Here is a 24,368-nt window from a genome sequence, read left to right as displayed (position 1 = left end):
GATGGGCTGAGGTGCGTCACCGAGTGCGTCACCGAGTGCGTCACCGATCCTGAAGTGCGTCACCAGCATCACCGTCTGCCCCGTCGGGTGTCGGGCCGCACCGAAGATTTCAGTGGCGCACTGAAGATTTCAGTCGGTTCTTCAGCGCCGCACCGAACTCTTCAGTGGGCGAACGCGTTGGTCAGGGCGCAGCAGTCGGGTACGGCCCGGCAAACAGAGGAGGAGCAGAGGATGAGCGACCGCCGTATCAGCTCGGAGGGCTACCACCACACCGTCGAGGCATGGACGGTAGGCCGCCTGCGGGCGGCTCTTGAGGGGGTGCCGGACGAAGTGATCGTGGCAGCATCGATCCCGCTGAGCCTGGCCCCGCGCCCGACTGACCCGGCTGGCGGAGAGGACTACGACTGGGTCATGACCGACGTGGAGGAGACGCCGTCAACCGGACCCGAGCCCATCACGCTGGTACTCGATCGGCCAACTGGACGGTACATCCACATCCATCGGGTGGAGGAGGACGAGGAGTTGGCGGACTGAGCGACAGCTTGATACTGAAGTCTTTTGTGCGGCAGCTTGCCGCGTAGCCGTCGCACAGAAGACTTCAGTGCCCAGGTCACAGCCCTACCGACTGAAATCTTCAGTGCGGCCCAACATCGGGTGCCGGCGGCTCCCCGGCCGGCCCGTACACGCGGGTGACAGCGAGCGGCGGGCCGGGTGCCGGGGTGCCGGTCCGGCAATAGCTCAGGGGTGAGCATTCGCAGCGTGAACCCAGTGGGCCCGGAGGCTGTCTACCGGGCGCTGGTCGCCCTGGGGGCCGCACCGGTGCTGGAACCCGCAGCTGTGGCCGGACGGCCCGCAGGAGGAGGACCGTGCCCGCCTGCTGGGCTGCCTGCTGGCCAAGACCGAACTCGAGCTCGCCGCCGCGAGCGGAACGGATCCGGGCGGCGACGAACTCGAGGTCCTCGGTGACGTGTACATGGGGTGGACAGGTGAGGTCGGCCCCGACAGGGACCTCGCGCTGGCGGTCGTGATCTCCAAGCTGGAGAGAACGGCGATTCAGCTCCTTGACCCCGCGGATCCGGACGCCGGGAACACGCCGCCGGGGCAGATCAGCGCCTGAGCTGCGGTGGTGGGGGCCGTGACCGCGCTCGGTGCCGACGCGGGTGCCCGGCGCGGAGATGTGGACGGGGTCCGCCGGGCACTGGGCCAGGTGGAGTCATGTGTCATCCAGCTGCTTCAGGGCGTCCACGACCTCCGTGTGCTCATCGGTGACGTGGAAGCGGATGACCGCTGAGCGCCGGCGCGGGTCCAGCCATGGCCTTTGACCCGCGCGGCAGTGCCAGCTGGCTTACCAGGGGCTTGCCGCAAGGCCGCCTGGTGCCGGGGCCCGCGCTGCGGTGCGCGGGCCCCGGCGACGGGTCAGCCTGCGGTGGCCGGGCCGGTGGAGATCCGCAGTGGGCGGCCGCTCTTGGTGCGCGGCAGCTTGCGGACGTCGACCCCGCGCCGGCGCAGCGCGGGTGCTGCGCGTTGCAGGCGCGCGGACAGGACAGCCGGGGTCCTGGGCCAGTCCTTCTCCTTGTCGGTGTTGGGCGGGATCTCGAGCTCGGCGAGGAGCTGGGCCGCCTGCCCCTCCCAGGTCCAGGGCGACAGGCGGCTGGCGGCCCAGCGAAGGACGGAGGTGGCCACCGGGTCGCCTTCGATCACGTCGTCGACGAGGTCGTCCTGCGCGCCGGTGTAGGTGTCCAGGGTGTGCCAGCCGGTGACCTCGTCCAGCGCCCAGAGCATCTCCGCCCAGTCGGCCATGCGGGGAAGCTCGCTGAGCCTGCCGGAGGCCTCTGCCTCCGGGATCTTGGCCCACACCAGGGAGGCCAGGTCGAGCAGTCCTCCCAGGATCTCGGGGTGGAACTCGTTGTAGGTCTCCCACAGGCGCCGCTCGGTACGCCGGTTCTTCCCCGTGATGGGCTCGAGCTGGATCGGCAGCATCCGCTCGGCCAGGTCGCCCTGCAGAACGCCGATCTCGATGCTGGTCAGCAGCACCGGACGCTGGTAGATCAGGATCACCACGTCGTCGTCGGAGAACAACTCGCGCTTGGCCAGGGCGTCTCCGGTGACCGTGCGGGAGAGGAAGTCGGACAGCCAGCCGGGCATGCCCGAGAGGTTGTCCAGCGCCAGGCACCACCCGGCCGCCGTGGTGACCGCGAGGTCGTCCTCGGACTTCGGCACGGATCGCAGGTGGGCCTTGGTGCCGTCGACCAGGCGCACCATCATCCGGCACAAGGTGCTCTTGCCGGTGCCCTGTTCGCCCAGGATTCCGGCGAGGGGGCGGGGCATGTCCGGGCGCAGCGCGGCCAGGCACCAGGCGACGACCATCGGATAGGAGTCGGCGCTCACCGGCAGGATGCGGCGCAGCAGTTCGACTCCGTGCTGCCAGCCTCCCGGGGACCGTTCGGGTACGGGCAGTTCGTGCACCAGGCGGCTGCGGCGCCACAGCGGGCCCTCGCCGTCCTGGGGGATGAGGACCGCCCAGCTGCCGCGTTCGATGCACACCGAGAGCCCGTCGCTGCGCCCCAGGTCGAGCCAGGTTGTCCACCGGTCGACCTGGTCGCCGGCGACCCGCAGGTGCACGTCCTGGCTTTCACTGTCCATCGCCATCGCTTCCAGCGCGGCGATCGCGTCGGCGAGCGCCGCCTGGGAGGGGGTGCGTCCGGTGTTCAGGACGTACTCGCGGATCAGGCACTGGCGCAGGGACCCGGTGCCCCCGCCACCGCCCTTGGAGCGGATGGGCCGGGCGATGGGTCCGTCGCCGACCGCGTAGATGGTCTGGTCGCTGCGCACGAAGCGGTAGCCGGTCTCGCCGATCGTCCGCAGGATGTCGGCCTGCCGGGGGCGGCTGCTGTCGCCCCCGCGTTCCTCTCGCTGCGGCAGGTGGGCGGTCATCGTGGCCGCGGCTTCGCCGGCGCCGGTGTAGGCGTCTGGCTGGAGGGGCTCCTCGCGCTCGGTGCTGGGGGCGGGCACGATGCGGTGGGCGGTGGTCGTCTCGCTCACGTCGGGGCCCCGATCCGTCGTGGAACCCGGGAGCCGGCGTCCAGTCCCCGGCGGATCGTGGACTGGGCTTTGGCCTCGTGCGGGTCCACTCCGGCGGCCTGGGCCGCCTCGGTGAGGGCCTGGTGTACATCGTCGCGGTCCACCAGACCGGCTCCGACCAGCTGGCCGAGGCTGAACGCGCTGCGGTTGAGCTGGTCGTTGCGGCCGCTGTGGCACGTGGCGACGGCCTCGAGTTCTGCTCGTACGGCGGTGGCGACGTAGCCGCGTCCCGCCGCGACGCCCGGGAGGTTCAGGCGGGTGAGCGGGCGTCGCTGGGGGGCGCGTCGCTTGAGACCGGCCCGCGCGAGGTCGTTGGCGAGCCAGCGCGGCAGCGGTGCGGGCCTGCGGCAGGACCCCTCGGGCACGTACACGCCGTCGCGGGTGTGGGTGCCGGGGGCGACCGCGTAGGAGCGGTCGGCGCGGACGTCGATCTGCCAGCCCAGCCGCCCGCGGCTGTCCATGGCCCACTGGCTGCCGTCGTTGACGGTGTACCACAGGTGCAGGCCGCCGGAGGGGGTGCGGACGCTGAACGTCTCGGGTGACTCGGTCAGCCGCGGGGCGCGCCGCAGCGTACACAGCAGGTCGAGCACGGCGAGCCCGGAGCAGATCGTGGCGGGATTGAGTTCGGCGGGCAGGTCGAGGCCCGGCAGGATCTTCTCCGGCTCGGGCGGCGTCACATGGTGCAGGTCGAGGTCGAGGATGAGCAGGTTGGAGGGACCTGCGGCGACGCCGATCCCGTACCGCGCGTCCTCACTCCACCACTGGTCGATCAGATCCGGATCCGTGGTAGCAGCCCGAACGCCGTGGCAGTGGCGGCCCGCTTCGATGCACTGGCACTCCTCGGCCTTGTGCTGGACGTAGCGGGGGTTGGGCTGCCCGGCGATCGTCTCGCGGCAGCGCGCGCAGTTCGCCGGCGGGACCTTCAGGCCCGGCGCGAGCGGGTGAACGTACCAGCCCTGCTCGGCGCACCAGCGGGCGATGTGGCGGGGGGAGGCGCGGCCGGGGCTCCCGGGGTGGGAGGATTCGGTTCTGGCCAGCAAGGTGTCCTTTTTCCGCCGTGTTGTGCGTGGCTCCACCCTCTCGCTCCGTACGCCGATATCCCACGGGCGGCGGCTCCCCAGTACAGTGGAGGGCGCGCCCGGGGCAACCCGGGCCGGAGTGATGCGGGACGAGCACTGCATCACGGCTTGATCGGGAAGGGCCCGCGCGGCCTTTAGCGAGGGAGAGCGCGAGACCTTCTGGTGGCCCGGGACTACGGTCCCGGGCCGCTTCCATGTCACGCCGCGACCGGGGTCTTGGGCCTGGTGGTCGCGGTCAGGTTCTTGGAGGCGCGCAGCTGCACGATCCGTGTGCGGGGCAGCGCGCCGAGAACGTCAGCGGTCCGCCGGGAGAACATCAAGGACGCCTCGATGCGCCAGTGCCTGGCCAGTCGCCCGAGTTCAGCTACCGTCCACGGGGTGACGCCGCGCTGGCGCCGGCCGACCACGGCGACCGAAAGGTCCAGGACCGCGCCGATGTCGGTGAAGGTCTCATCCGTCACTGCCAGGACGGCCTTGATGTTGTCGCGGACCCAGTCCTCCAGTTCCTCGACTGTGGGTGGCTCGTGGTGCGCATCCTCGACCGGATGCGTGTCCTCGGGCATGGCCCCTCCCGGCTGTAGCCTCAAAACGTTCTGTCGCTATACCTCTGGTATAGCGTGGCTGACCATACATCACACAGAGCTACTTTTTGCGTACCGGGCCCCGCGCGTGTGATCTGGTTGTTCGCCTCCTCTGCCGTCCCGCTGACGGGGGACGCGGCAGAGTGGATCCGTCGTGCGGGTCAGCCGTCTGCGGGCGGCGCCGAACAGTCAGCCCGCGCGCGGCTGTTCATGCTCACGGCGGGCGCGCTCCAGAACCTGCCGCCAGGAAGCGACCTCGGGTCTGCGCCGCAGCAGAGCCCGGCGCTCGCGCTCGGTCATGCCGCCCCACACGCCGAACTCGACGCGGTTGTCGAGCGCTTCCGCCAGGCACTCGATCTGCACCGGGCAGCCCGTACAAACCGCCTTGGCCCGGTTTTGCCCGCCGCTGTCCGCGAACAGCTCCTCCGGGTCAGTACTGCGGCAGGCCGCGTCCGTGCGCCAGTAGGCCCGCGCACCGGTCATCTCTCCCTCTCCCCCGTCGCGGCTCGACGACAGCCCCGAGCCTATTGCGCAGGTCACGGCCGCTGCGGGGCGGGGCGCGGCGGCTGGGCGTTGCGTGCCCGCGCACCCCGTCACGGTCACCCAGCTGCACCCACGGCGCCCGCGAGGGGCGAGGCGCCGCAGCCACTCACCGCGGCGCGCGGCGAACTGGAGGACTGGAACGCGTACGAGGAGCGCCTGGAGCAGTTCGCCCGGGAGCACGGCACGTAGCCAGCGGACGACGAGCTCGAGGACGGCCTCGCACGGCGCATGTTCCTGCGCGCCACCGACGACGCCGGCCGGCAGCGCTGGGGAGCACGATGGGAGGAGGCACGGGACGGATGGATCGCACACCTGCTGCGCGAGGAGACCACCGGATGGGACCAGGCGGCGGCCACCCGCACCCCGCGCACCTTGACCGACCAGGAGTGGGAGGCCGCGCTGCACTCCCGGGTCGCCAAGGGCGCCGACGAGCTGCTGTGGAACCTGCCGACCTCCACCGGCCAGCGCCGCCCGTGGCTGGTGGCCACCACTCGGATGCCCGCCGAGGCCGTCCACACCCTGCGCGGAGCCTGCACGGCTCAGGGCCTTCGGCTGGCCTCCACCGTTCTGCCCGACACCGGCAACGCCGTCCCGCCCCCGGCGCGGGACCGCTGGGAGGACGCGGCGCGCCGACTGGCCGACGAAGCCCGTGCGCAACTGCCCCGGTGACATGGTTTCGCAGGCGGCCGTGGAGGCTGCGTCAGCAGTCTCCACAGTGCCCGCACGGGTGGTGATCCTGCGAGGGAGCAACTACCACACCCGCCCGGTGAGTAGCATCCGGCAGCAACAACCAGATACAAGGAGCGTGCTGCCGTGGCCGACGAGCCCGAGAAGACCCCCATCCGCAATACGTACGCACAGCGGTTCGCCGACGATCTCGAGGCCAACCGTAAGGAGCAGGCGGACGTCACCGAGCAGATGACCGGCCTCCAGGCGCGACTCGACCAACTCAAGCTGGATGAGGTCTGGTTGACCCAGGCGCAGGGCAGCCTGCCCGCAGCGGCCGACCCGAGCGTTCCGGATGCCGGGGCATCTGCCGCAGCCGAGGAAGAACGGCCCGAGGCCCCCGCTTCGGCCGCAGGCGATGTGTCCCGGGCCGTTCCGGCGCCACGGCAGGACCAGCCGGTGGAGGCGGCACAGCCCAAGCGGGCCGCCAAGAAGACGGCTGCCGCCAAGGGCAAGGACCCGGCGAAGAAGAGCGCCGCCAAGAAGAGCGCCGCCAAGAAGACCGCCGCGGCGAAGACCACGGCGAAGAAGACCGCCGCAGCGAAGGCCCCGGCGGAGGAGGTCCTCGTCGACGAGGCTCCGGCGAAGGAGGCCGCTGCCAAGGAGAGGACGGGGCCGCCGCTGCACGATCTCATCCTGGCCATCCTCCTCAAGTCCCCCGGCGAGCCGCGTGTGGCCCGCGAGGTCACCGACCAGCTCGCGCAGGACCATCCCGACCGGGCGACGTCCATCCAGACGGTGCGCAACAATCTGGAGAGCCTCGTCAGGAAGAACGTGGTCGAGAAGTCGCACCAGCAGGGGTCGGCGATGTACATCGCGAACGCCACCACCGAGGACGAGGCCGCGGCGGACACCGCCGGGGCTGCCGAAGGCGAGCCGTCTCCCGAGCCGGCGGCCGAGAAGGTTCCGGCTGAGGTCTAGGATCCGCTGCGGCCCGCCCGGGCGCCCGCGACGGCCCCGCGGGCCGAGCGCCGCAGGTGCCCGGGCAGCAGCGCGGCGCCGACGAGGAGTTGGAAGAGTGCCAGTGCGTAGCCGACCGGGTAGTCCTCCCCCAGCCCCAGCTCAAGGTGCCCGCGACGCCCCCGGCACCCAGCCACGCGATGGCCGCGCACGGCAGCCCGGCCCGTGTCCTGGCCACCCCATAGGCGGTGACGGCTCCCAGGCCCAGCCCGGCGGCCATGATGCTCAGTTCGGCGCGGGCGTCCCCGAGCGCGGCGGCGAGGACGCAGGCAACCGCGCCGGCGGTGAGCGCGGTCCACGGGGGCACTGCGGAGGCGGGGCGGGGCACGGTCTCTCCAGGACGGGTCGGGCACCCGAGCCAACCACGCCCCGGCCCGGCAGTGCAATGAGGTGCCCGTACCGCCCGGCGGGCCGGGCACCCTCGCTGCGTGCGCCTCGGGCGGCTGGTGGGGCGTTGAAGGATCGGGCCCAGCCCGCGGCCGGCGGGCGGCGACTCAAGGGGGCTCGGTGGCGGGGGCGTTGGTGTGGCTGGTCATCTGTGCGGCGGTGACGGCCGCGGTCGGAACGCGGGCCTGGGCGGTGTGGCGGCGGGACGCGGCCGCGCCGTGGGCGAAGCGGTGGGAAGCCGTCTCCGGGCTGCTGGGGGCGCTGGGGTTCACGGTGTTCACCCTGGCGGTCGTGGCGCGCGCCGGGGGTGCGGTGTTCACCGGCGTCGCGGTCGTCGTGGTGCTGCTGTGGTCGCTGGCGGCCGGGTGCGTGGTGGCGGAGAAGGCCGCCCGGAGGCAGGAGGCGCAGGAACTGCGCCGGGCCCGGCACGACAGAGGACTGCCCGTGGAGGCGCGGATGTGGGCGCCGCGCACCGTGTGGATCGTGTGGGTGCTGGCCGGTTGTCTGCTGGCGGCCGCCGGGCTGGCCGTGTGGGTGGTGCAGACCCGGCTCGATCCCGCTTCTGCGCGGCCCCGAGGATCTCGTGGCGCACGCGCAGGAGCTGTCTGCCTCGGCGGCCGTCGTGATGAGTACCGCCCTGGCGGTGTCGGTGGCGTGCGGCGGGCTGCATGCGCTGGCCCGGCGGCGACGGCTGGACGCCGAACGGGCCCGGGTCCTGGACGCCGAGCAGCAGCTCACAGCCCTTGGTGACGGCGGATAGGCGGTGGCGCGGTGGCGCGAGCAGGCCCCGGTCCCCGGGCGGGCCCGCCCGGGGACCGGGGTGCTGGGGCGGTCGGTCCGTATCCACCCGGCGCTGTCCGTCCGGGCTGTCGGCCGGGCGGGTGCGTGTCTGGGCGCCCGCCCGGCGGCCGGTCACTGGGTGTCGGAGGTATCCGGGTGGCGCCGGCGGCGGGAGCCGGCCCAGACGGCGCCGTCTCCGGCGGCCACCAGGACGCCGACCGCTCCGATGAGCCAGGTGGTGTTGCCCGCGCCGGTGTGGGCGAGCTGCGCGGTCGGCGCGGCGGGCGGCTGGTGGGGAGCGGGCGGGGCAGGTGTGGTGGCCGGCGGGCTGGAGGGGGCGGGGGTCCGGGAGTCGGCGAGGGTGACTGTGACCTGGGCGCCGGGGGTGGCCGTGAAGCGCTGGGGCGCGGCGTCGGCCTGGTATCCGGTGGGGACCTTGGCTTCGCTGGCCCAGTAGTCGTTGCCGTTCTTGAGCGTCACGTCGAGCTTGAGTTTGGCGGTACCGTCCTTGCCGGTGGTCAGCCGGGCGATCTCCTTGCCCCGGGTGTGCTTGCCCGAGGCGTCCAGGGTGTCGGCGTTGATCGTGATGACCGCTCCGGGCAGGGGCTTGCCGGTGGCCTTGGTGCGTGCATGGAGGGGGTGATCTCCTTGGTCAGGGTGGGCGGGCCCGGATACGGCGGTGCCCGCCCGGGCTGGATGGACGAAGGAGGGCCCGGGCGGGCACGCGGATGGCAGTGCGCCGTGCCGTTACGGGCGCGCGGCGAGCGGGCGGTCCTCGTCGGGACGGGCGGTGACACACGGCCGGGCCGACACGAGCGGGCGGACGGCGGCGAGCGGGCGGGACTTGAGCGGGCGCTGGTTCATCGAAGGCTCCTCGGAGAAGACGGTGAAGCGTGGCTGGACAGAGGTGATCTCAACAGGGCCAGCCCCTTCCCGCCAGGGACAAATAGGGACCAAGTCCGCTAATTCCTCGGGGTGGGACGCGAGTTGGCGCGGGGGTCTGGGATGCGGGACAAACCCGGGTCCCTGTCGGTGGCCCGGACCGTCCGGCGGACTTCCGTACGGGCGCGGTGATCGAGTGACGGCCGTCACGCTCGGTGTGTTCCGGTGGAGCCGACAGCGGTCTCCTGGTCGGCCAGGGTCGTTCTGAAGACCGCAACGGAGGGAAGAACCGGGATGCCTGTGCTACGTCAGCTCACCGTCTGCTCCGCGCTGGCCACGCACGTGGTCGAGGCGCGCAGCCGCAAGAAGGGACGTGCTCTGGAGTACCGGGGGGAGGTGTGCGAACGTCACCGGTGGCTCGCCGCGCACTGGTCCGGCAGACGCGGCCGTCGGGAGCCGGGCGGGCGCTGCGGGACGATGGCGGACCACCCTGCCTATGCGCAGGTGGTGCACCGAGCATGAGCGCGCACAAGGCGGCGGCCATCAGCGGAACGGCGAAGTGGCCGCCGCGCGGGCCGGCCAGGGGCAGTGCCGCCGGCCAGGCCCTGGCGCATGGACATCCAGCCGACCGTTTCGGTCGACGCGCCCGGTGGAGCGAGCGCGGCGACGGCCAGGCCGGCCACCGTCAGCAGGGGAACGAACAAGGCGCCCGGCAGCATCGCCACGGCGAGAACCGCCGGAGCGGGGAGCAGGGGGAGCCAGCAGACCGCGAACGCGGCGCCGAGCAGCAGGAGATGGCGGGGCCGGGGGGCGGCGGTGGGCTGGAAACGGATAAACAGGACGCCGCCGAGCAGTCCCGCCGCGGAGAACGCCGCAGGCAGTGTGCCCGCCAGCCAGGACGCGTCCTGCCGTTTGGCCACGGCGATCCCGGCGACGTCGAGGGCACCGACTGAGGCACCGAGGAAGACCAGGGAGACCAGCAGGGGGCGCATGGCGGGCGGGCGCAGCACGCCGAGACGGGTGGCACAAGCTCCGGACGACGGACTGGATCATCGGCGTGCCCGAGGCCGCAGCCGCGCTGAACATCCTCGATTACATGGACGCGAACGGCACCCAAGTTGCCGGGCGTGTGCAGGAGCGCTTCACCGAGTGGAAGGCCAAGCCTGAGATCTGGGACGCGTGGATCGCCCTCCTGCGACACGCGGTGGACACGGCGCGGCCCCTCGTCATGAGCACCCCGGACTACGAGGGGCCGTGGGCCATCGCCGAACTGCTCGACGCCGAGGACTACCGGGCCTGCGCCTGACGCCCACCCGCTGAGCGGGAACCGGCCACGCCCCATACCGAATCTTGCCTACGCCTGCCGTCTCGTCCTCCCTCTGACCGCCTGGCCCATAGCCTCGGTGGGAAGGGGAGCCGGGGCGGCAGGCAACGGGCCGTGACGGTCCGTCCCGGACCTCTCCTCCGTACTTGGGTGCCCCGCCGGGGCACCTTTCGTTGTCACCAGGAGCACCCTGCATGGACATCAGCACGCTTACCTCTGCGGCCGTGGTCCCCGGGCCGACCGCGCCTGCGGTGACCGTCCGCGCGAACTTGTTCAGGCTGGAGGGACAAGCCCCATGACTCTTGGCATCACGCCTGGCGGCCGCATCGCGGAGATCGGCGATTGGGACGGCGATTTCGACGGCGGGAGGCGTGAGCGCACCGTTGTAGCCGGCGTGCGGCGCGACCGGGTCCTTTTCACGCCGACGCAGCACCGTACTGCGCTCGGGATTGCGTACTCGCCTCCTGTTCCGTTCGGCGCGGTCGTGGACGGTGACGAGGCCTCCGGGCAGAGCGCCCGGGCGGACGCGGGGATGCTTCAGCGGGCGGTGGCCCGCGCTGCCCATGTCCCGCAGCAGCTGCTGTATGTGAGCGATCCGCTGGGTCTGATGGGTGGGGCGCGGCTGGCGGATCAGGTTGCCGGGGCCGGGCAGTTGGAGGGGCTGATGTCCGGGGTTCCGGCGGCGGTTTTGCGGGTGGCGGTGGAGCAGCTGCGGTCGGCGCCCGTGTGGCGTGCTCTGCAGGACGTCGTCCCGGGGACAGGACGTGGCCGGTGAGTGAGCTGGGGCGGGGCGCGTACGAGGTGGTGAGCGCCGGGCGGAGTCTGTGGGTGGAGGCGGATGCGGCGCTGGGCTCCCGGTGGGATGAGATCGTCCCGCACCTGCCCGGTGTCTTGCCTGGCGGAGTTCGGCCAGGGGTCGGCTCGGGCGCAGCACTTCTGCCGGGCGGCGTGTCGGTGGGGGATGCTCGGCGGTTGCTGAACGCCCATCTGCATCTGCTGCATCTGGCCTGCGGCACGCTGTGTCTGCACGCGGTGGCCTTGCGGTTTCCGGCCGACGGCCGGGTCGTGGTGCTGTTCGGCGGACATGGTGCGGGCAAATCGCTCGTCGCGCTGGCGCTGGTGCGCCGGGGCTGGCGAGTCCTTGCCGGTGACGTGGCGCTGGTGGACCTCTCACGGCGGCCGCGGTTCTTCTCCCTCGCCTCACCCCGTCTCTCGGGGCCCCTGGCCAGGCGAACGAGGGCTGCCGTCTTGAGGTCACAAGCAGCGTCTTCGTGATCTCGGACGAAGAGCGCTATCCCGATCTCTTCGGGTTCACCGAAGGAAGCACCGCCGGGACGCCGAGGGCCCGTGCCGAGGTTCTCGATCACCTCAACCGGCTGCCGCGGCAAGCGATCGACCTGAGCCATGACCAGGCGGCAAACACCCGTCTACTCACCGCCCTCACCGCCTCGCTCATCCCGGCCGTCAGCCCGTCGTCGCTGCTGAAGTCGTGAAACCCGACAGTCGACGGCCGGTGCGCCCGGGATACTGATACTGCACCCGGGCGCTCACACCTCGGAGGCCCCCATGCGTTTGATCAGGCACATCGCGCGACATCGACATCAAGTCCCAATCCGGCAGGGCGATCAGCCATATACAGCCTGGAGCCCAGGAGTCGGGGCCGCTTCGGCTTCGCCGCGCTCATCGCCAGTGCACCGGTCTGCTGGCGAGGCGACCTCGCCGTCCCGCCGCCGACCCCACCCCGGGGATCAGATCACGGCAGGCCGGGCAGCGACCCCTACCCACATCCAGGGCCACTCCCGGATGTAACCAACCACCTTCTCCGCCGGCACCCCACGAGGTCCTCGTGGGAGAGCGAGGTCTCTTCGCATCCGGGCGGGAAGAGGTCGTCCGCCAGGTGCCGGTGCCCCCCGCCTGCCGGTGCTGAATCGGCGTCAGGTGCTCGGTCCGCAGGGCCGCTGGCAGGTGGGGCGTGCGAGTTCGGGGAGCGGCTGGGTGACGTCCCACTCGATGAGCTGCCCGCCTTGGCGCTGGTAGAAAGCCTGCTTCTCGGCCTTGCGCCGGTCGTAGATCTCGCGGCCGTGGATGCCGTAGACCTCGACGTAGGCCGCGGGTGTCACGTCGGTGAGGACGAAGTCGGGCAGGACAGCGTCGGCGGTGTCGTAGCGCAGGGGCTTGGTGAAGGCACGGCGGCAGGCGGCGAGGGCATCGGCCATGACCACCTCGTGGGAGGAGTCGGCGGGGACGAAGGTGGCGGTGGTGAGCATCGCGGCCAGGTCGGCGGCGATGAGGTGACCCTTGGGACTGCGCTCGACGACGAACAGGGCGATCCGCGTGGCGCCGTGCTCGGCGGCCGGCTTGCCGAAGGCGTGCCGGTAGGAGCGGGTGGCCCGCGCGTGCAGCGCCGCGCGGGCGTAGAGCGGGGTGCGCTGGTGGGCCAGGCGGTAGGCGACCCCGTACGGGGTGGGTGTCACCTCTTTGATCTGTCCGAGGAGCAGGGCGCGCCGTTCGGTCGTGCCGTGACGCCCCAGCCGTGTGCGGAAGGCGTCCAGGGCGGCGGTGTTGGCGTCGGCCGTGACGGGGGTAAAGGGCGGTACGACGTAGAGCGTCTCGTCCGCGCCCCGTCCGTTGATGGTGGTCTCCCGCAGTTGTTGGTGCAGCCGGGCGTGGCACGTGCGCCAGGTTGGGCGCCCTGTCTGCGGATGCCACGAGTTGAGTCGGGAGTGTTCCCAGAGCCAGTGCAGCAGTCCGAGCAGGCCGACGGAGCGCCGTGATCCCGCTTCGTCGTCTGACTCCTCCGGCGCGGCATCACGGGTTTCGGGCTGGGTCAGGGTGCTGGTGAGGGGGGTGGCCAGGCGGATGGACACGCCGTCGTCGGTCTCCCGGATGGCCTGCGTGCTGTAGCGGTCGCGGCCGGACAGGCCGGGGCCGAGCTTGTGGAAGGGGCAGCTGGGGGCGTGTTGTTCGCCCTCGCCGGGCCAGCCCGCGACGTGGTAGCGGCCCGCCCGGGTGCAGCGGATCACCAGGCGCAGGGCGGGGCGGCGGCACAGGCACCAGGCGTGGCCGACCTCGGCCCGGGCGCGGGTGAACAGCGGGGCGGCCTGGGTGGAGTGCTCGCGCAGCCAGGCCAGTTGTACGGTGTGGCCCGCCAGTTGGATGAGTGCGGGGCCGGGTGTGGGTGCCATGTTCTTCTGCCTTCAGCCGGGAGGAAGGGGCCGCGCCGGGGGCTGATCTCCTCGGTGCGGGGGTCGTCGTCGTGGTTGCCGTGTGGTGCTGGGGTCGCGCGGCGGGGGTGTTCAGCGGGTCGGTGGCCGCTGTCCTGGGCGGTGCGTGTCGGGCGGGGGCTGCTGGCGCAGCGGCGAGGTCGGCGGCAGAAGGGCGGCGCGTGTCGCGGCGGTTCGGACCCTCATCTGCTCCAGGCGGCGCTCGACGCGGGCGTGGGTGTACAGGTCGATGGCGTCGGTGAGGTGGTCCCATTCCTCGCCGTCGAGGCCTGCGGGGCGCGGGCCGAGGACGTCGGGGCCTGCGCGGTGGTGGCGGCGCCGGTAGTCGCCGATGACGGTCAGGAGCTTGGTGTAGGTGCGCTGCTCGTCTTCGTCGTCCTCGCCGGGGGCGGTGATCTCCTCCATCCACGCTTCGGGCAGGGCTTCGCCGGCGAGGACGGCGGCCAGGGCGCGCCGCGCGACGCGTGCGTCCAGGGCGCCGTAGGACAGGGGTGCGACGCCGAGGGGGTCGCGCAGGGCGGGGTGGTCGGGCAGCGGGCCGCCGGGCGGTGGCGCATCGAGGTGGCTGAGGGCGGCTTCGATCATGACCGAGGCGGGGGCGCCGGGCGGCGGGAGATGGAGCGGGCGGCGGCGTCCGGTCAGGGCGCGGACCCGGGCATCCAGGTCGTCCCAGGCCGCGGCGTTCTGCGGGTCGGTGGGGCGCGGGCCCAGTCCGGGGACGCCACTGATGGCATGGCGGGTGCGCCACAACTCCACCAGAGCGCAGGTGGTGGCCCATGCGTGGCGCCGGCGGGGTGCGCTGGTGGGCGGCGGCGGGCCGAGCGGGCGGGCCCAGGCGGGCGGGGCGGCGGCCAGGGTGTGGCCGCGGTCGGCCAGGGCGCGGGCCAGGATGCGGTGGCGTTCGGCTAGGTGGGTGACCCAGTGCTCGGGGGTGCTGGGATGGGTGAGGGCGTGCCGGTCGGCGACCCAGTCGGGTATCTCCCCGCGGTGGCTGGCCTGGTGCGGGAGGTGATCGGGCAGGCGCTCGCGCCACCGGAGTTCGGCGGCGATCTTGTCGGTGACGGCGTCGGCGCGGGCCAGCGCGGTCCGTGCGGTCTGCTGCCGCTGGGCTGTGGAGGCGCGCCGTGTCGTCAGGGTTTCACGGATGGCGGCCGTCGAGGTGGCGCCGGGGGCCGCGGTGCTGGTGGCGCGCTCGCGCTGGAATTCCTCGCGCGCGGCGTCGCGCCAGTGCAGGGCGCGGCGCAGTTGGGACTCGTGGGTGAGGCTGGCGATGACGTGCCGGGCGGCGTCCGACAGCGGGGTCCGGTCCGCCTGGGCGCGGCGGATCTGCGTGCGGGCGTGCGCCAGTTGGGCGGCGAGTGAGCTGCGGGAGAGGTCCCCCATTGGGCGCCGGTCCCAGGCGGGGTGGGTGTGGCCGGCGCGGGTGGTGACGTCGGCGGGTAGGTGGGTGAAGGCGGCGTCGGCGGCCTTGAGCGCCTCGCGGGCCACGGCCCGGTGGGCGGCGGCGAGCCGGTTCAGGGTGTGCAGTTGCGTCACCGTGAGTGCGGCCAAGGGGCGGTTGCGGCTGTCCTGCTGGGCTTCGGCCGCCTCCGCCAGGCGCTCGCGCAGCCGCCAGGTCAGCACGGCGGCAGGGTCGTCGGCGTCGCCGAAGCCGCACCGGGGCACGGTGCCCGCCAGCAGACGGGGCAGGTCGAAGCCAGCCCGCTCGGCGTTGTGAAGGGCACGGATCAGGGCCGGGTAGGCGTCGGCGGCCATGAACCAGGCCGCCCGGTCGGCGCTGAGGGTGTGCTCGAGCAGGCCAGTCAGCCGGGCGGTGGTGGCCCGCTCGGCGACATCGGCGAACTCGGCGGCCAGCTGTCCGGGCGCGGCGATCTCGCGTTGCAGCGCGGCGATCGATTCGGTCGCGGAGAGCTGGGCGCGGCGCCTGGCTGCGATCGAGGTGAGGACGTCGTCGAGGTGGTCGCCGTCCTCGATGGCGACGTAGAGGCGGTTGGTGCGCGCGCCGCGGGTCAGCTGGACGTAGACGCCTTCGCGGTTGGAGCGGGCGGAGGCCAGTGCGTGGGAGGTGTCGACGGTCATGCCCTGGGAGCGGTGGATGGTGCTCGCGTAGCCGAGTTCGCACTGGGCGGCCATGTAGTGGGCGGGAAGCCGGATGCGGCCGCGGTGCTGGGTGTGGCGCACCACGACGTCTCCGCCGGGCAGGACCTTCGTCACGGTCCAGGTGTCGCCGTTCTTCACGAAGTCGCGCCCGCCGCGCACCGTCATGCGGCGGCGGTTGAGGCGGGTGACGATTGTGTCGCCGACGTGCGCGCGCTGCCCGGCGCGCAGCGCGGCCGACGTGCTGGTGTCGACGGTGCCGGCTGTAATGTGCCATGCCTGGGCGCGCACGTTGAGCGCGGTCACGCTCGCCGTGTCGGCGGCCGTCATCAGCGAGGTGAGTCCCTTGCCCAGGTCCTTGGCCCAGGCGGCGAAGACCATGTCGCACATCGCCTCGTAGTCGCCGGCGACGATCCGGCCCTTGTCCCGGTACCAGATGAAGGCGGACCGGTTGTCCTCGCCGTCGCGCAGGACGAGGGAGGCGTCGGCCTCGCCGTCCACGCGGAACCGGTGCAGTTGGTCGAGTTCGACGGCGCCGCCGGCTCGGGCGATGAGCCGCAGCGCTCCCCCGGCTTCGACCGCGGCGAGCTGGTGGGGGTCGCCGAGCAGGCGCACCACCGCACCGGCCGCCGCCGCATCCGCGAGGATCCGATCGAGCAGGAGTGTGCCGGCCATGCCCGCCTCGTCGATGAGGACGACGTCGCCGGAGCGCAGCTGGAAGTCCTTCCCGACCGTCTTTCCCTGAGCGGCGCGGCCGCGCTGGTGGAGCCAGGAGTGCAGGGTGTGGGCGCGGGCGTCGAGGTCGCCGCCGAGGACTTTCGCCGCGCGGGAGGACGGCGCGAGCGGGACCAGCCGGCCGCCGGCCGCGTCCACGGCGCGGGCCACCAGCCGCATCGCCGTGGTCTTTCCGGCGCCCGCCGGGCCCAGACCGGCCAGCAGCAGCTGCTTCGACAGCACGAAGGAGGAGGCCAGGGCGCGCTGTCCGGCGTCCATCGGGCTCCGGTTCAGGGCGGCGACGCGGGCGAACGTTCCTCGGCCGACGGGCGGGATGACACTGCGACGGGCGGCGGCCAGGAGCCGGTTCTCGGCGGCCAGCAGGGAGTGCGTGGTGTAGGTCTGCGAACCGATGGGCCGGTAGATGGAGGTGCCGTCGGCTCGTTGGAGGTCGGGGTGCGGCGGGTTGATCTGGGGCGGGGTGATGTCCAGGCAGTCGCCGAGGGCGAGGACCTGATCGGTGATGTGCTCGGCTGCCTGAGGTGCGGCGGTGGCCCCGGCCAGGGTCCGCATCAGGTAGCGGCGTGCCTCGGCCAGGACGTGGCGGCGGCGGAACGTCGTACGCCGCTCGGTGACCGTCGCCAGGACCTCCTCGGCCGCCGCGGCGATATCGAAGTTCTCGGGGACGGGTCGGCCACGGGCTACGGCCTGCGCGGTGGCCAGCAGGTTGTCGACGGTGGCGTGGTCGGTGACGGCGACGGCGCGGCGCCGCCAAGTGGCGAGCAGCTCGTCCAGCGAGCGCGCCGCACGCTTGGCGGGACGGGTCCGGCTGCGTGCTTGCTCAAGCAGGGCGTAGCGGGCCGGGCCGTGCGGCTGGCGCCCGTGGCGTCGCCGGTAGTTGTCGAAGAGGGCGTCCGCGGTGGTCCGCACCGCGCTGGCCCGTTGCGCGAAAGCGGCGCGCAGCCGCGGGTCGATGCCGGCGATGCGCATCACGGGCCGCTGTCCGGGCGTGACCTCGACCTCCTCGGCAACAAGGCCGAGTCGCGAGCAGATCAGCTCGAGGGAGCGCTGGTTGAACAGTTCGCTGGCGGCCACGACATCGCGCAGCAGGAGCCGGGAGTCCAGGTTGCGCCAGCGGCCGTCCGGCCCTCTCACCCGGGGGGAAATGACCGCGTGCTCGTGGACCATGGGGTCGCCGGCGCGGGATTCGTAGTGGAGGTAGACCGTGGCCAGCAGGCCCGGCTCGGCCCGCTGCTGGGCCACGCCGCCCGGACCGGTCCGTACGGCGAGCGCGTGGTGCTCCAGCCACATCAGGGTCTCCGAGCGTGCCTGCGCCAGGACCTCCAGGGCGATCCTGCGCACCTCGGGGCCGCCGAGGGCGAACAGCAGGGACAGCTCCTCGTTGGAGAACGTCAGGTCGTAGCCGGTCACGGCGTGGCGCTGGGGGCCGGTCCGCACGGTCAGGTACCGGTCGAGTTCGGCTCCGTTGGCCGGCGCCCGGTGGTACTCGGCCTCGAAGGCGCGCGCCGCGGTCCGCATCCGCAGGTCCTTCGTCTCGGCCTTCGTCAGCGGGCGGCACAGCTGCTCGCTGACGTGCTCCAAGACCTGCTCGATCCCCTTGTCGAGCGGTGAAGATTCGGCGAGTTGAGGGAGGGCCGGGCCGAGCTTGGCCACCTTCATAGCCCGCCGGGGGGAGGCGCCTTCGCTCAGTTCGCGGGCCGCGATCGCCTGGGCATCGGGGTGCATGCCAAGCCCGAACAGGGCACGCATCTGGGCGCCGCTCACGACGCCGGACAGCCCCAGAGCCGCGGCGGCCTGTCCGTGCCACACACCGGGCGGCACCCCCGGCACGGCGGAGGACACCGTCGGCTCTGTGCCCCGGGCACCGTCACCCAGGGCGATGTCGCGCCGGTAGTAACGCTCCCGCCCCGCCGTGATCCCCTTCACCGTCATCCCCACGACGCTAGAAGATCACCGCGATACAGGCCGATGGGGGCGCGGTCCGCTGCTGAGCCCCGAACCTCCCAGGGCCCCGGACACGACCTTCGAACGCGTCCCGCCAGGAGGGAAACCGGGCCCGGAGCCCGGTACGGCGCCAAAAGTGCCAGAGGTGCGCGGCAACCGACCTCTCACCGACCGGGGACCACCCGACCCCCACCACCACCGACCCTCAACACCGACCCGACACCCGGGGCATCCACACCACCGGCACCCACCGACACCCGGACTCCATCACCATCCCCGCGCCCCGGGGAACCGCCTCTGCCCGCAGTCCCGCTCCCTCCCGTACGGGCGCCGTCCCGTGAGCGGGACCGGGCGCAGCGACGTGGGTGCTACGGCCTGGGACGCGGAGCGCTCACGCCGGTTGGGGAGCTGGCGGGCGGCTGAGACTGACCCGGCGCGGCCCGCGACGGGTGGGCCCGGACGACCGGGAGGTGGCTGCGATGGCGACGAATCGGACCAAGAGCAAGGGGAAGGCCAGCGGGACGCTGGCGCGCCGGAAGGCAGCGCTGGAGCGTGCCGCCTCAAGGGTGGCCGAGCAGCGGCGGGCGGCGCAGGAGGCGGAGGCCGAGCGGCTGCGCAAGGAGGCGGCGTTCGACGAGCTGGCGGCCGACTTCGAGCTGGCGGTGGAGGACGAGCAGTCGGTGGCCGCCGAGGTGGAGGAGGAAGTGCGTCGGGTGCGTGCGCGCGGCCAGGTGCGGATCGACGCGGCGCGGGTGGAGGCGGCGCGGGTGGTGCTGGCGATGGGCGAGGCCGGGGAGACGGTGGCCGGGTGCGGGCAGCGGTTGGGTGTGAGGGTGGAGCGGATCAAGGAGCTGCGGCGGCTGGGGCGTGAGGCGCTGGCCGGAGAGGGCGCGGGTTCGGGGTCGGAGACGGCGGCTGCCGTGGGGAAGGCGGCGGACGGGGGCGGGGAGCGGCGCGGGGGCGGGCGTGCGGCGGGCGCGGCGGGGGCTGCTGCGGCAGCCGCTCCCCCGGTGGCGGCTCCCCCGGCTCCCTCGGTCGCTGCTCCTACCGCGCCGACCGCTCCGCCGGCCGACCCGTCGCAGTCGCCGGGTCCGGCGGGCGGGGGCGGCGGGGCGCGGCCGGGGTGGCCGGAGTCGTCGCGGTGAGTTCGGTGTGGGCGCGCGGTGGCCCCGGCTGCCGCGGGGGCGGTGGCCGGGGCCGGGGGCGGGGTTCAGCCGGGGGGCTGCTGGTTCGACCAGGGGGCGGCTGCCCGCTGGGGCGCGGCCGGCTGCGGGGCGGCGGGGGCTGGCTGCTGGGCCGGGTAGGCGGCGGGCGCGGCGGGCTGCTGCTGCCATGCGGTGGGCGCGGCCGCGGCGGGCTGCGGGGCGGGGGCCTGGTGCTGGGGGACGTGGCCGGTGAAGCGGCTGGGGTCGACGTCCTTGAGGTAGACGGTGACGGTGGCCTGGTCGGCGACGAAGATGCGTTCGTTGATGCCGGGCGGGGTGAGGATCCACACGACGGTGTCGTCGCGGCGCTGGGTGCAGCGGATGAGCGGCGGGGGGAGGGTGACCTCCTCGGTGATGTCGGTGTCCGGGTTGGTCTCGGGGACCGTGATGTGGTCGACGACGCTGAAGAGACCGGCGAACTGGGCGAGTTCGTTGATGGTGGTCTCGTGCTTCACGGCGCTCCCCCTTTCCTGGTGGTGGCCTTCCTGCTGATGCGGTTGGACGGTAGGCGGGTCGGGCGGGGCGCGGAGCGGGTGCGGAGCGCGGGTGCCGGGTGGTGGGATGCGGGTTGGGGTGGGGGGCGCCCCAGGCGGGATACGCCACGAGGGCTCCGCGCCTGGACGGTGTCCGGGCGCGGGGCCGTGGGGGGCTGTTATTCGGTGGTGAAGGTCAGGTCCATGTAGTCGTCGTTGAAGGCGGCCTCCAGCGTGAAGCGGGTGATGCCGTTGGCGGCGGCCTCGCGGAGCATGCCGAGCAGGGTCGTGCCGTCCTCGAAGATGGGGGTGGTCAGGTCGATGGACTGGCGGAAGTCGTCGCCGCCGAGGATGGAGCGGGCGTCGGTGCCCGGGCCCCAGCCTTCGGCGTGGACGACAGTGGGCAGGCGGCCGTTCTCGCGGGTGTCGGTGGGGTCCTGGCCGCTGCTCATGAGGTAGGTGCCGTCGTCCTTGACCCACCACAGGCGGGGCGCGGCCTCGGTCTCTTCGTAGCCGAGCTTGTGCTTGTCGGCGGCGGCGGCGTGCTCGGCGGCGGCGAGGACCTGGGCGAGGGGGAAGACGAGCGTGGCCTTCTTCTCGCCGTAGGCGGTGGTGGCGATGAGGACGTCCAGCAGGGGGGTGGTGCTGGTGTCGGAGATCGGCGGGACGTCCATCGTGCCGAGGAACTCGTTGAGCCAGGCGGGGCGCTGTTCGGCGGGCAGGGTGAGCAGCTGCCGGATCTGGTCGGGGTGCTGCATGGCGGTCTCGGCACTGTCGGGGACGACGGTGTCGGGGACGGCGGTGTCGGGGACGGCGGTGTCGGGGACGGCGGTGTCGGGGACGGCGGGGGCGTGGTCGGCGGGGGCGTGCTTGGGCATGTCGGTCCCTGGCGTGTGTGGGGATGGATGGGGTGCGCGGGGCCGCCGTGCGGCGGGTGCCGGGGCGGGCGCGGCGGGAGGGACGGTGGGATGCCAGGGGGTTAGGGCGGCAAGGCGCAGCGGTATGCGGAGCGGCCCCGCCCCCTGGTGTGCGGGGGGCGGGGCCGGGTGGGGGTCGGGGCGGTCAGTCGTCTTCGGTCGCGGGGGATGCGGCGCGGGCGGTGCGGTAGGCGCAGTTGCCGCACTCTCCGTCGTAGCCTTCGCCGTCGGCGGTGGACTCGCCGCCGTCTTCGTTGCGGCACAGGTCGTCCAGGACCGCGGTTGCGACGGCTTCGGCGAGGGTGGGCAGGTCGTTGCCGTCGAACTCGGCGCACGGGTTGTCCCCCCTCTCGTGCTGGAGCTGGAGGGTGTCCTCGACCACGGAGAGTGTGTAGGTGCCGGTGTCGCGGACTTTGTTCTGCAGGTGGCCGGTGACCGCGTGCGTTCCGGCGGTCGCGGTCCAGGTGCCGCCGAGGAGGCGGGCGGCCGCGCGGGCGATGTCGGAGATGTGGAAGTCGGCGTCGGGGAGCGAGTCGTCGACGAGGGTGTCGTCGACCTTGTCGAGTTTCGCGGCGGCCGGGATCAGGTCGAGGCCGGTGATGGTCAGGCCGCCGGCCGTCAGGTGCGGGTCGTGGAGCTCGATGGTGTCCGCGCCCTCCAGGGCCAGTTCGTCCCGGGCCGCGGCCTCGGTGGGGGCGGTGATGTAGACGGTGATCAGGCCGGGGACGAGGAGCGCGTACCGCTTGGTGGGGCAGCAGTCGTTCGGAGTGTGGTGGCCGGTGGGGTCGATCAGGGCGCGCAGGCGGGTGAGGGGGCCGATGATGTGGCGGGCGCGGCCGTCGGCGTCCTGCTGGTGGTAGTCGGCGTGTTCGTTGTCCCAGAGGTAGCCGATCACCTGATGGAGGTCGGTGTGGAAGGCGGGGAGCGGCTCGGTGGTGCCGTCGTGCTGGGTGCTGTTGGTCATGGGGCCCTCGCGTGTGTGGTGCTGGGTGGTGTGCCGGCGCGGGGCGCGGCGGGCCACATGGTCGGGGGCTCGGGCGTTAGGGCGGCAAGGGACGCTCAGTGCGTGTGGGGCCCCGGGGACGTCTCGGTGGGGGCGGCCCGGGGGCTGTCCGGCGTCGTACGGGGGCGGGGCGGGTGGGGGTATGCGATCGGCCCCGTGCCGGGACGGTGTCCGGGCACGGGGCCGTGGGAGGGGCTGGTCAGCTGTCGTTCTCGGCGTAGAACATGCGGTCGGTCGGGATGCCGTTCAGGAGCTGCCGGGTGACGTCGGGGCCGGGGACCTTGACCTTGCGGGTGTTGCCGACTCGGTGGTCGCGGCGCAGGAATTCGGTGGAGCTCTCGTCGAGGAGGACGTCCAGGCGGGTGGTGGCCCGGCTGGTCGGGTTGAGCTGGGTGGTGCCGGTGAGCCCGTTCAGGCAGACGGGCGAGATGCTGACGAGTCGGACTCGGCGCCGGGCGTGATGTCCTCCGGCTTGGGGGCGGGGGTGATGGGGATCTCTTCGACGGTCACGGTCATGAGGACGGTTCGCCTTCCGGTTGAAGGACCGCGGCCCCGGGGTCGGTGCGCGGTTGGTGGCGTGACCGTGCGGGGGCGGGGGGTTAGCCGGGCAAGGCGCGGTGGGGTGTACGCGGGCGGCCCCCGGGCCGGGACGGGGTGTCCCGGCCCGGGGGCCGTGGGGTGCGGTGGCTGTGGCGGTTCAGCGGCGGCTGGTGACGCGGGTCTTCCCGGCAAGGCCGGTCAGGTGGGTGGGCTCGGCGACGGCGAGGAAGCCGAAGGAGTCGACGCTGAGGTGGATGATCCAGTGGCCGGGGCCGGTGATCTTGATGACGTCGCCGACGGAGACGGAGCGGATGTCGCCGGGCCAGGTCTGGCCGTTGTCGTCGGCGCGCTGGCGGTTGCCGACGCTGAAGACGGCACGGGCGGCTTCCCGGTGGGAGCGGATGCGGTCGCTGGTGTGGAGGACCAGGCGCAGGGGGCTGCCGTCGGTGCGGGTGGCGGCGGCGAGCGGGTGGTGGGGCTGGTAGCCGTCGAAGTTGTCGAGGTGGGTGTTCATGTAGACGGTGGCGGTGTACGCGTGCGGGGCGGGGGCGTTGTCGGGGGTGTCGATGCGGGCGGTGGCGGTGAGGGGGCGGGTCACGGCGGTCGTCACGGCGGGTACTCCCATCGGGGCGCGGCTGGTTGGTGGGGTGACAGTGGGGCGGTGGGCGGTTAGGCGGGCAAGGCACAGCCGGGGTGCGGGCACGCGGCCGGCCCCGTGCCCGGGACGTGAGGTCCGGGGGCAACGGGGGCCGGGGGCGGCGGGGTTCAGTGGGTGACAGCGTCGGTGTCCTCGTAGCGGGCGTGCAGTTCGGCGGGCAGGAACGGCCCAGCTGGTTGCGGGGGTGGTGTAGCGAACGAGGGCGACGCGGCCCGGCCGGGGAGTGGGGTCGCCCTCGCTGGTCGCCGCTCCCCCGGCCGGTGTGGGGACCGTGGCCAGGCGGGTGATCGCGGTGAGGCGGTTATGCCGGGAGGCGGTAGCGGTTGCACTGCTCGTCGTGCCGCTGGTTGTGGGTTTCCTGCGCGTAGCAGTCGCAGTGGCGGGAGACGGGGGAGGTCAGCCACTGCGCGACGACGGCTGCGAGCATGGTGGAGTCTTCGGCGCAGTCCACCAGATCGCTGTCGTTCGACGAGGACCAGACGGGGTTGCCGATCGGGGTGCCGTGCTCGTCGTGGAGCGACAGCGTCCACCCGGTGTGTTCGTCGGTGGTGTGTGTGAACCGTCCCGCGCGGTCGGCGATGGACAGGAAGCCCCAGGCGCTGTGGGTGAACGGCAGGGGGATCTGGAGGTGGTCGGGGTCGAAGGCACGTTCGTCCGTGTAGATGTCCCATTCGGCTAGTGCGGTAAGGGCGGTGCGGGCGGAGCTGCGCCCGGCGAGCCAGTTGGCAGCGGCCCGTGCCGCCCCGTCCGCCATCGCGGTGAGGGGGAGGCGCTCGGCGGCGTACAGCGATCCGAGGACGGCGAAGTCGGGATCTCCGATTGGCTCCTCCGCCCAGAGGGAAATGCTCCGGGGTTCGGCGAAGGGATTGCGGGCGTCCCAGTCGATCATCAGGTGCGGGTGGTCGTGGGCCTTGTCCTGCGGCACGGAGGCGTCGTGCACGATGATCACCTCCTCGTCGTGGAAGGCCGGGACGCTGGCGGCGGCAAAGGCTGCGAGCAGAACGGAGAGGGCGCTGTCCGGCATGGGTGCTCTTTCTGGAGGAGGGGTGGCGGATGAGTGCGGGGCCCGTCGCGGCTGACGCCGTATGAGGGGGGAGGAACCGGCCCGGGGTTGCCCCCCCCTGGGGGGAGCAACTGGTGCGGGCGGGGCGCGCCGGGATCGGCGGGGGTGTTCTGGTGTGCCGATCGAGCGTGGCCGCAGAAAGACTTTGGGGTTTGGGCGGGTGCGG

Annotated in this window: 25 protein-coding genes; 11 read left to right on the top strand and 14 right to left on the bottom strand. The window is 73.0% G+C overall.

Features of this window, described 5'->3' with window-relative positions; genetic code table 11:
* Positions 1-231 precede the first annotated feature (231 nt).
* Positions 232-534: a DUF6225 family protein gene (locus ACFYMP_RS18630; protein ID WP_388858269.1), complete on the top strand. Its 303-nt coding sequence runs from the start codon at positions 232-234 to the stop codon at positions 532-534.
* A 439-nt stretch (positions 535-973) separates the two neighbouring features.
* Complete coding sequence (locus ACFYMP_RS18625) at positions 974-1,117, top strand: hypothetical protein (protein ID WP_388858266.1); 144 nt, start codon at positions 974-976, stop codon at positions 1,115-1,117.
* A gap of 299 nt (positions 1,118-1,416) precedes the next feature.
* On the opposite strand, the gene ACFYMP_RS18620 is transcribed toward ACFYMP_RS18625, so the two are convergent.
* The 4 genes from ACFYMP_RS18620 to ACFYMP_RS18605 all read right to left on the bottom strand — a co-directional run bounded on the left by ACFYMP_RS18620 (position 1,417) and on the right by ACFYMP_RS18605 (position 5,224).
* Positions 1,417-3,042: a hypothetical protein gene (locus tag ACFYMP_RS18620; protein ID WP_388858263.1), complete on the bottom strand. Its 1,626-nt coding sequence runs from the start codon at positions 3,040-3,042 to the stop codon at positions 1,417-1,419.
* Positions 3,039-4,121: a bifunctional DNA primase/polymerase gene (locus ACFYMP_RS18615; RefSeq protein WP_388858260.1), complete on the bottom strand. Its 1,083-nt coding sequence runs from the start codon at positions 4,119-4,121 to the stop codon at positions 3,039-3,041. Before ACFYMP_RS18615 ends, ACFYMP_RS18620 begins: the two co-directional genes overlap by 4 nt.
* A 236-nt stretch (positions 4,122-4,357) precedes the next feature.
* Complete coding sequence (locus ACFYMP_RS18610) at positions 4,358-4,723, bottom strand: helix-turn-helix domain-containing protein (RefSeq protein ID WP_388858257.1); 366 nt, start codon at positions 4,721-4,723, stop codon at positions 4,358-4,360.
* A gap of 207 nt (positions 4,724-4,930) precedes the next feature.
* Complete coding sequence (locus tag ACFYMP_RS18605; RefSeq protein ID WP_388858254.1) at positions 4,931-5,224, bottom strand: WhiB family transcriptional regulator; 294 nt, start codon at positions 5,222-5,224, stop codon at positions 4,931-4,933.
* 288 nt (positions 5,225-5,512) lie between these two features.
* Here ACFYMP_RS18605 and ACFYMP_RS18600 point away from each other — a divergent pair, with 288 nt between their 5' ends.
* Together ACFYMP_RS18600 and ACFYMP_RS18595 are read left to right on the top strand one after the other, a co-directional pair.
* Positions 5,513-5,953 carry a hypothetical protein gene (locus ACFYMP_RS18600; RefSeq protein ID WP_388858251.1) on the top strand — a complete coding sequence of 147 codons (441 nt, stop codon included), beginning with the start codon at positions 5,513-5,515 and terminating at the stop codon, positions 5,951-5,953.
* A 144-nt stretch (positions 5,954-6,097) separates the two neighbouring features.
* Positions 6,098-6,931 carry a hypothetical protein gene (locus tag ACFYMP_RS18595; RefSeq protein ID WP_388858248.1) on the top strand — a complete coding sequence of 278 codons (834 nt, stop codon included), beginning with the start codon at positions 6,098-6,100 and terminating at the stop codon, positions 6,929-6,931.
* A 533-nt stretch (positions 6,932-7,464) separates the two neighbouring features.
* Here ACFYMP_RS18595 and ACFYMP_RS18590 read toward each other — a convergent pair.
* Entirely contained in the window at positions 7,465-7,830 is a 366-nt protein-coding gene (locus tag ACFYMP_RS18590; RefSeq protein ID WP_388858245.1) for a hypothetical protein, read from the bottom strand.
* Positions 7,831-7,982: 152 nt separating this feature from the next.
* Between ACFYMP_RS18590 and ACFYMP_RS18585 the strand changes: the two genes are divergently transcribed.
* Positions 7,983-8,117 carry a hypothetical protein gene (locus ACFYMP_RS18585; RefSeq protein ID WP_388858242.1) on the top strand — a complete coding sequence of 45 codons (135 nt, stop codon included), beginning with the start codon at positions 7,983-7,985 and terminating at the stop codon, positions 8,115-8,117.
* A 152-nt stretch (positions 8,118-8,269) separates the two neighbouring features.
* Here ACFYMP_RS18585 and ACFYMP_RS18580 read toward each other — a convergent pair whose 3' ends face one another.
* Positions 8,270-8,872 (bottom strand): prealbumin-like fold domain-containing protein, encoded by a 603-nt coding sequence (locus tag ACFYMP_RS18580; RefSeq protein WP_388858350.1) that lies wholly within the window; start codon positions 8,870-8,872, stop codon positions 8,270-8,272.
* A gap of 441 nt (positions 8,873-9,313) precedes the next feature.
* On the opposite strand from ACFYMP_RS18580, the gene ACFYMP_RS18575 reads away from it, so the two are divergent.
* Positions 9,314-9,541 (top strand): hypothetical protein, encoded by a 228-nt coding sequence (locus tag ACFYMP_RS18575; RefSeq protein WP_388858239.1) that lies wholly within the window; start codon positions 9,314-9,316, stop codon positions 9,539-9,541.
* On the opposite strand, the gene ACFYMP_RS18570 is transcribed toward ACFYMP_RS18575, so the two are convergent.
* The gene (locus ACFYMP_RS18570; protein ID WP_388858236.1) at positions 9,514-10,029 is read right to left on the bottom strand and encodes a hypothetical protein; all 516 of its coding nucleotides are present in this window, start codon (positions 10,027-10,029) and stop codon (positions 9,514-9,516) included. The genes ACFYMP_RS18575 and ACFYMP_RS18570 overlap by 28 nt on opposite strands.
* A 47-nt stretch (positions 10,030-10,076) precedes the next feature.
* On the opposite strand from ACFYMP_RS18570, the gene ACFYMP_RS18565 reads away from it, so the two are divergent.
* The 4 genes from ACFYMP_RS18565 (at position 10,077) to ACFYMP_RS18550 (ending at position 11,836) form a co-directional block, all read left to right on the top strand.
* Positions 10,077-10,325 carry a hypothetical protein gene (locus ACFYMP_RS18565; RefSeq protein ID WP_388858233.1) on the top strand — a complete coding sequence of 83 codons (249 nt, stop codon included), beginning with the start codon at positions 10,077-10,079 and terminating at the stop codon, positions 10,323-10,325.
* Positions 10,326-10,638: 313 nt separating this feature from the next.
* Entirely contained in the window at positions 10,639-11,118 is a 480-nt protein-coding gene (locus ACFYMP_RS18560; RefSeq protein ID WP_388858230.1) for a hypothetical protein, read from the top strand.
* Positions 11,115-11,618 (top strand): hypothetical protein, encoded by a 504-nt coding sequence (locus ACFYMP_RS18555; protein ID WP_388858227.1) that lies wholly within the window; start codon positions 11,115-11,117, stop codon positions 11,616-11,618. The genes ACFYMP_RS18560 and ACFYMP_RS18555 overlap by 4 nt, the downstream gene beginning before the upstream one ends.
* Positions 11,615-11,836 (top strand): hypothetical protein, encoded by a 222-nt coding sequence (locus tag ACFYMP_RS18550; RefSeq protein ID WP_388858224.1) that lies wholly within the window; start codon positions 11,615-11,617, stop codon positions 11,834-11,836. Before ACFYMP_RS18555 ends, ACFYMP_RS18550 begins: the two co-directional genes overlap by 4 nt.
* Before the next feature lie 441 nt (positions 11,837-12,277).
* On the opposite strand, the gene ACFYMP_RS18545 is transcribed toward ACFYMP_RS18550, so the two are convergent.
* Both ACFYMP_RS18545 and mobF read right to left on the bottom strand, forming a co-directional pair.
* Entirely contained in the window at positions 12,278-13,528 is a 1,251-nt protein-coding gene (locus ACFYMP_RS18545; protein ID WP_388858221.1) for a DUF1173 family protein, read from the bottom strand.
* Between the two features lie 111 nt (positions 13,529-13,639).
* Entirely contained in the window at positions 13,640-18,331 is a 4,692-nt protein-coding gene (gene mobF, locus ACFYMP_RS18540; protein ID WP_388858218.1) for a MobF family relaxase, read from the bottom strand.
* 491 nt (positions 18,332-18,822) lie between these two features.
* Here mobF and ACFYMP_RS18535 point away from each other — a divergent pair, with 491 nt between their 5' ends.
* The gene (locus ACFYMP_RS18535) at positions 18,823-19,488 is read left to right on the top strand and encodes a hypothetical protein (protein ID WP_388858214.1); all 666 of its coding nucleotides are present in this window, start codon (positions 18,823-18,825) and stop codon (positions 19,486-19,488) included.
* A gap of 65 nt (positions 19,489-19,553) precedes the next feature.
* Here the strand turns inward: ACFYMP_RS18535 and ACFYMP_RS18530 are convergent, their stop codons facing one another.
* The 5 genes from ACFYMP_RS18530 to ACFYMP_RS18510 form a co-directional block, all read right to left on the bottom strand.
* The gene (locus tag ACFYMP_RS18530; RefSeq protein ID WP_388858211.1) at positions 19,554-20,003 is read right to left on the bottom strand and encodes a hypothetical protein; all 450 of its coding nucleotides are present in this window, start codon (positions 20,001-20,003) and stop codon (positions 19,554-19,556) included.
* Between the two features lie 197 nt (positions 20,004-20,200).
* Positions 20,201-20,899 carry a DUF3085 domain-containing protein gene (locus ACFYMP_RS18525; protein WP_388858208.1) on the bottom strand — a complete coding sequence of 233 codons (699 nt, stop codon included), beginning with the start codon at positions 20,897-20,899 and terminating at the stop codon, positions 20,201-20,203.
* A 184-nt stretch (positions 20,900-21,083) separates the two neighbouring features.
* The gene (locus ACFYMP_RS18520; protein WP_388858205.1) at positions 21,084-21,902 is read right to left on the bottom strand and encodes a hypothetical protein; all 819 of its coding nucleotides are present in this window, start codon (positions 21,900-21,902) and stop codon (positions 21,084-21,086) included.
* Positions 21,903-22,638: 736 nt separating this feature from the next.
* The gene (locus ACFYMP_RS18515; RefSeq protein ID WP_388858202.1) at positions 22,639-23,091 is read right to left on the bottom strand and encodes a hypothetical protein; all 453 of its coding nucleotides are present in this window, start codon (positions 23,089-23,091) and stop codon (positions 22,639-22,641) included.
* 349 nt (positions 23,092-23,440) lie between these two features.
* Positions 23,441-24,163 carry a hypothetical protein gene (locus ACFYMP_RS18510; protein WP_388858200.1) on the bottom strand — a complete coding sequence of 241 codons (723 nt, stop codon included), beginning with the start codon at positions 24,161-24,163 and terminating at the stop codon, positions 23,441-23,443.
* Between the last annotated feature and the right edge of the window lie 205 nt (positions 24,164-24,368).

Origin of the sequence: Streptomyces sp. NPDC007088 (assembly GCF_042869355.1) — a bacterium.
GTDB lineage: Bacteria > Actinomycetota > Actinomycetes > Streptomycetales > Streptomycetaceae > Streptomyces.
This window is presented reverse-complemented; position numbering and strand designations above follow the sequence as displayed.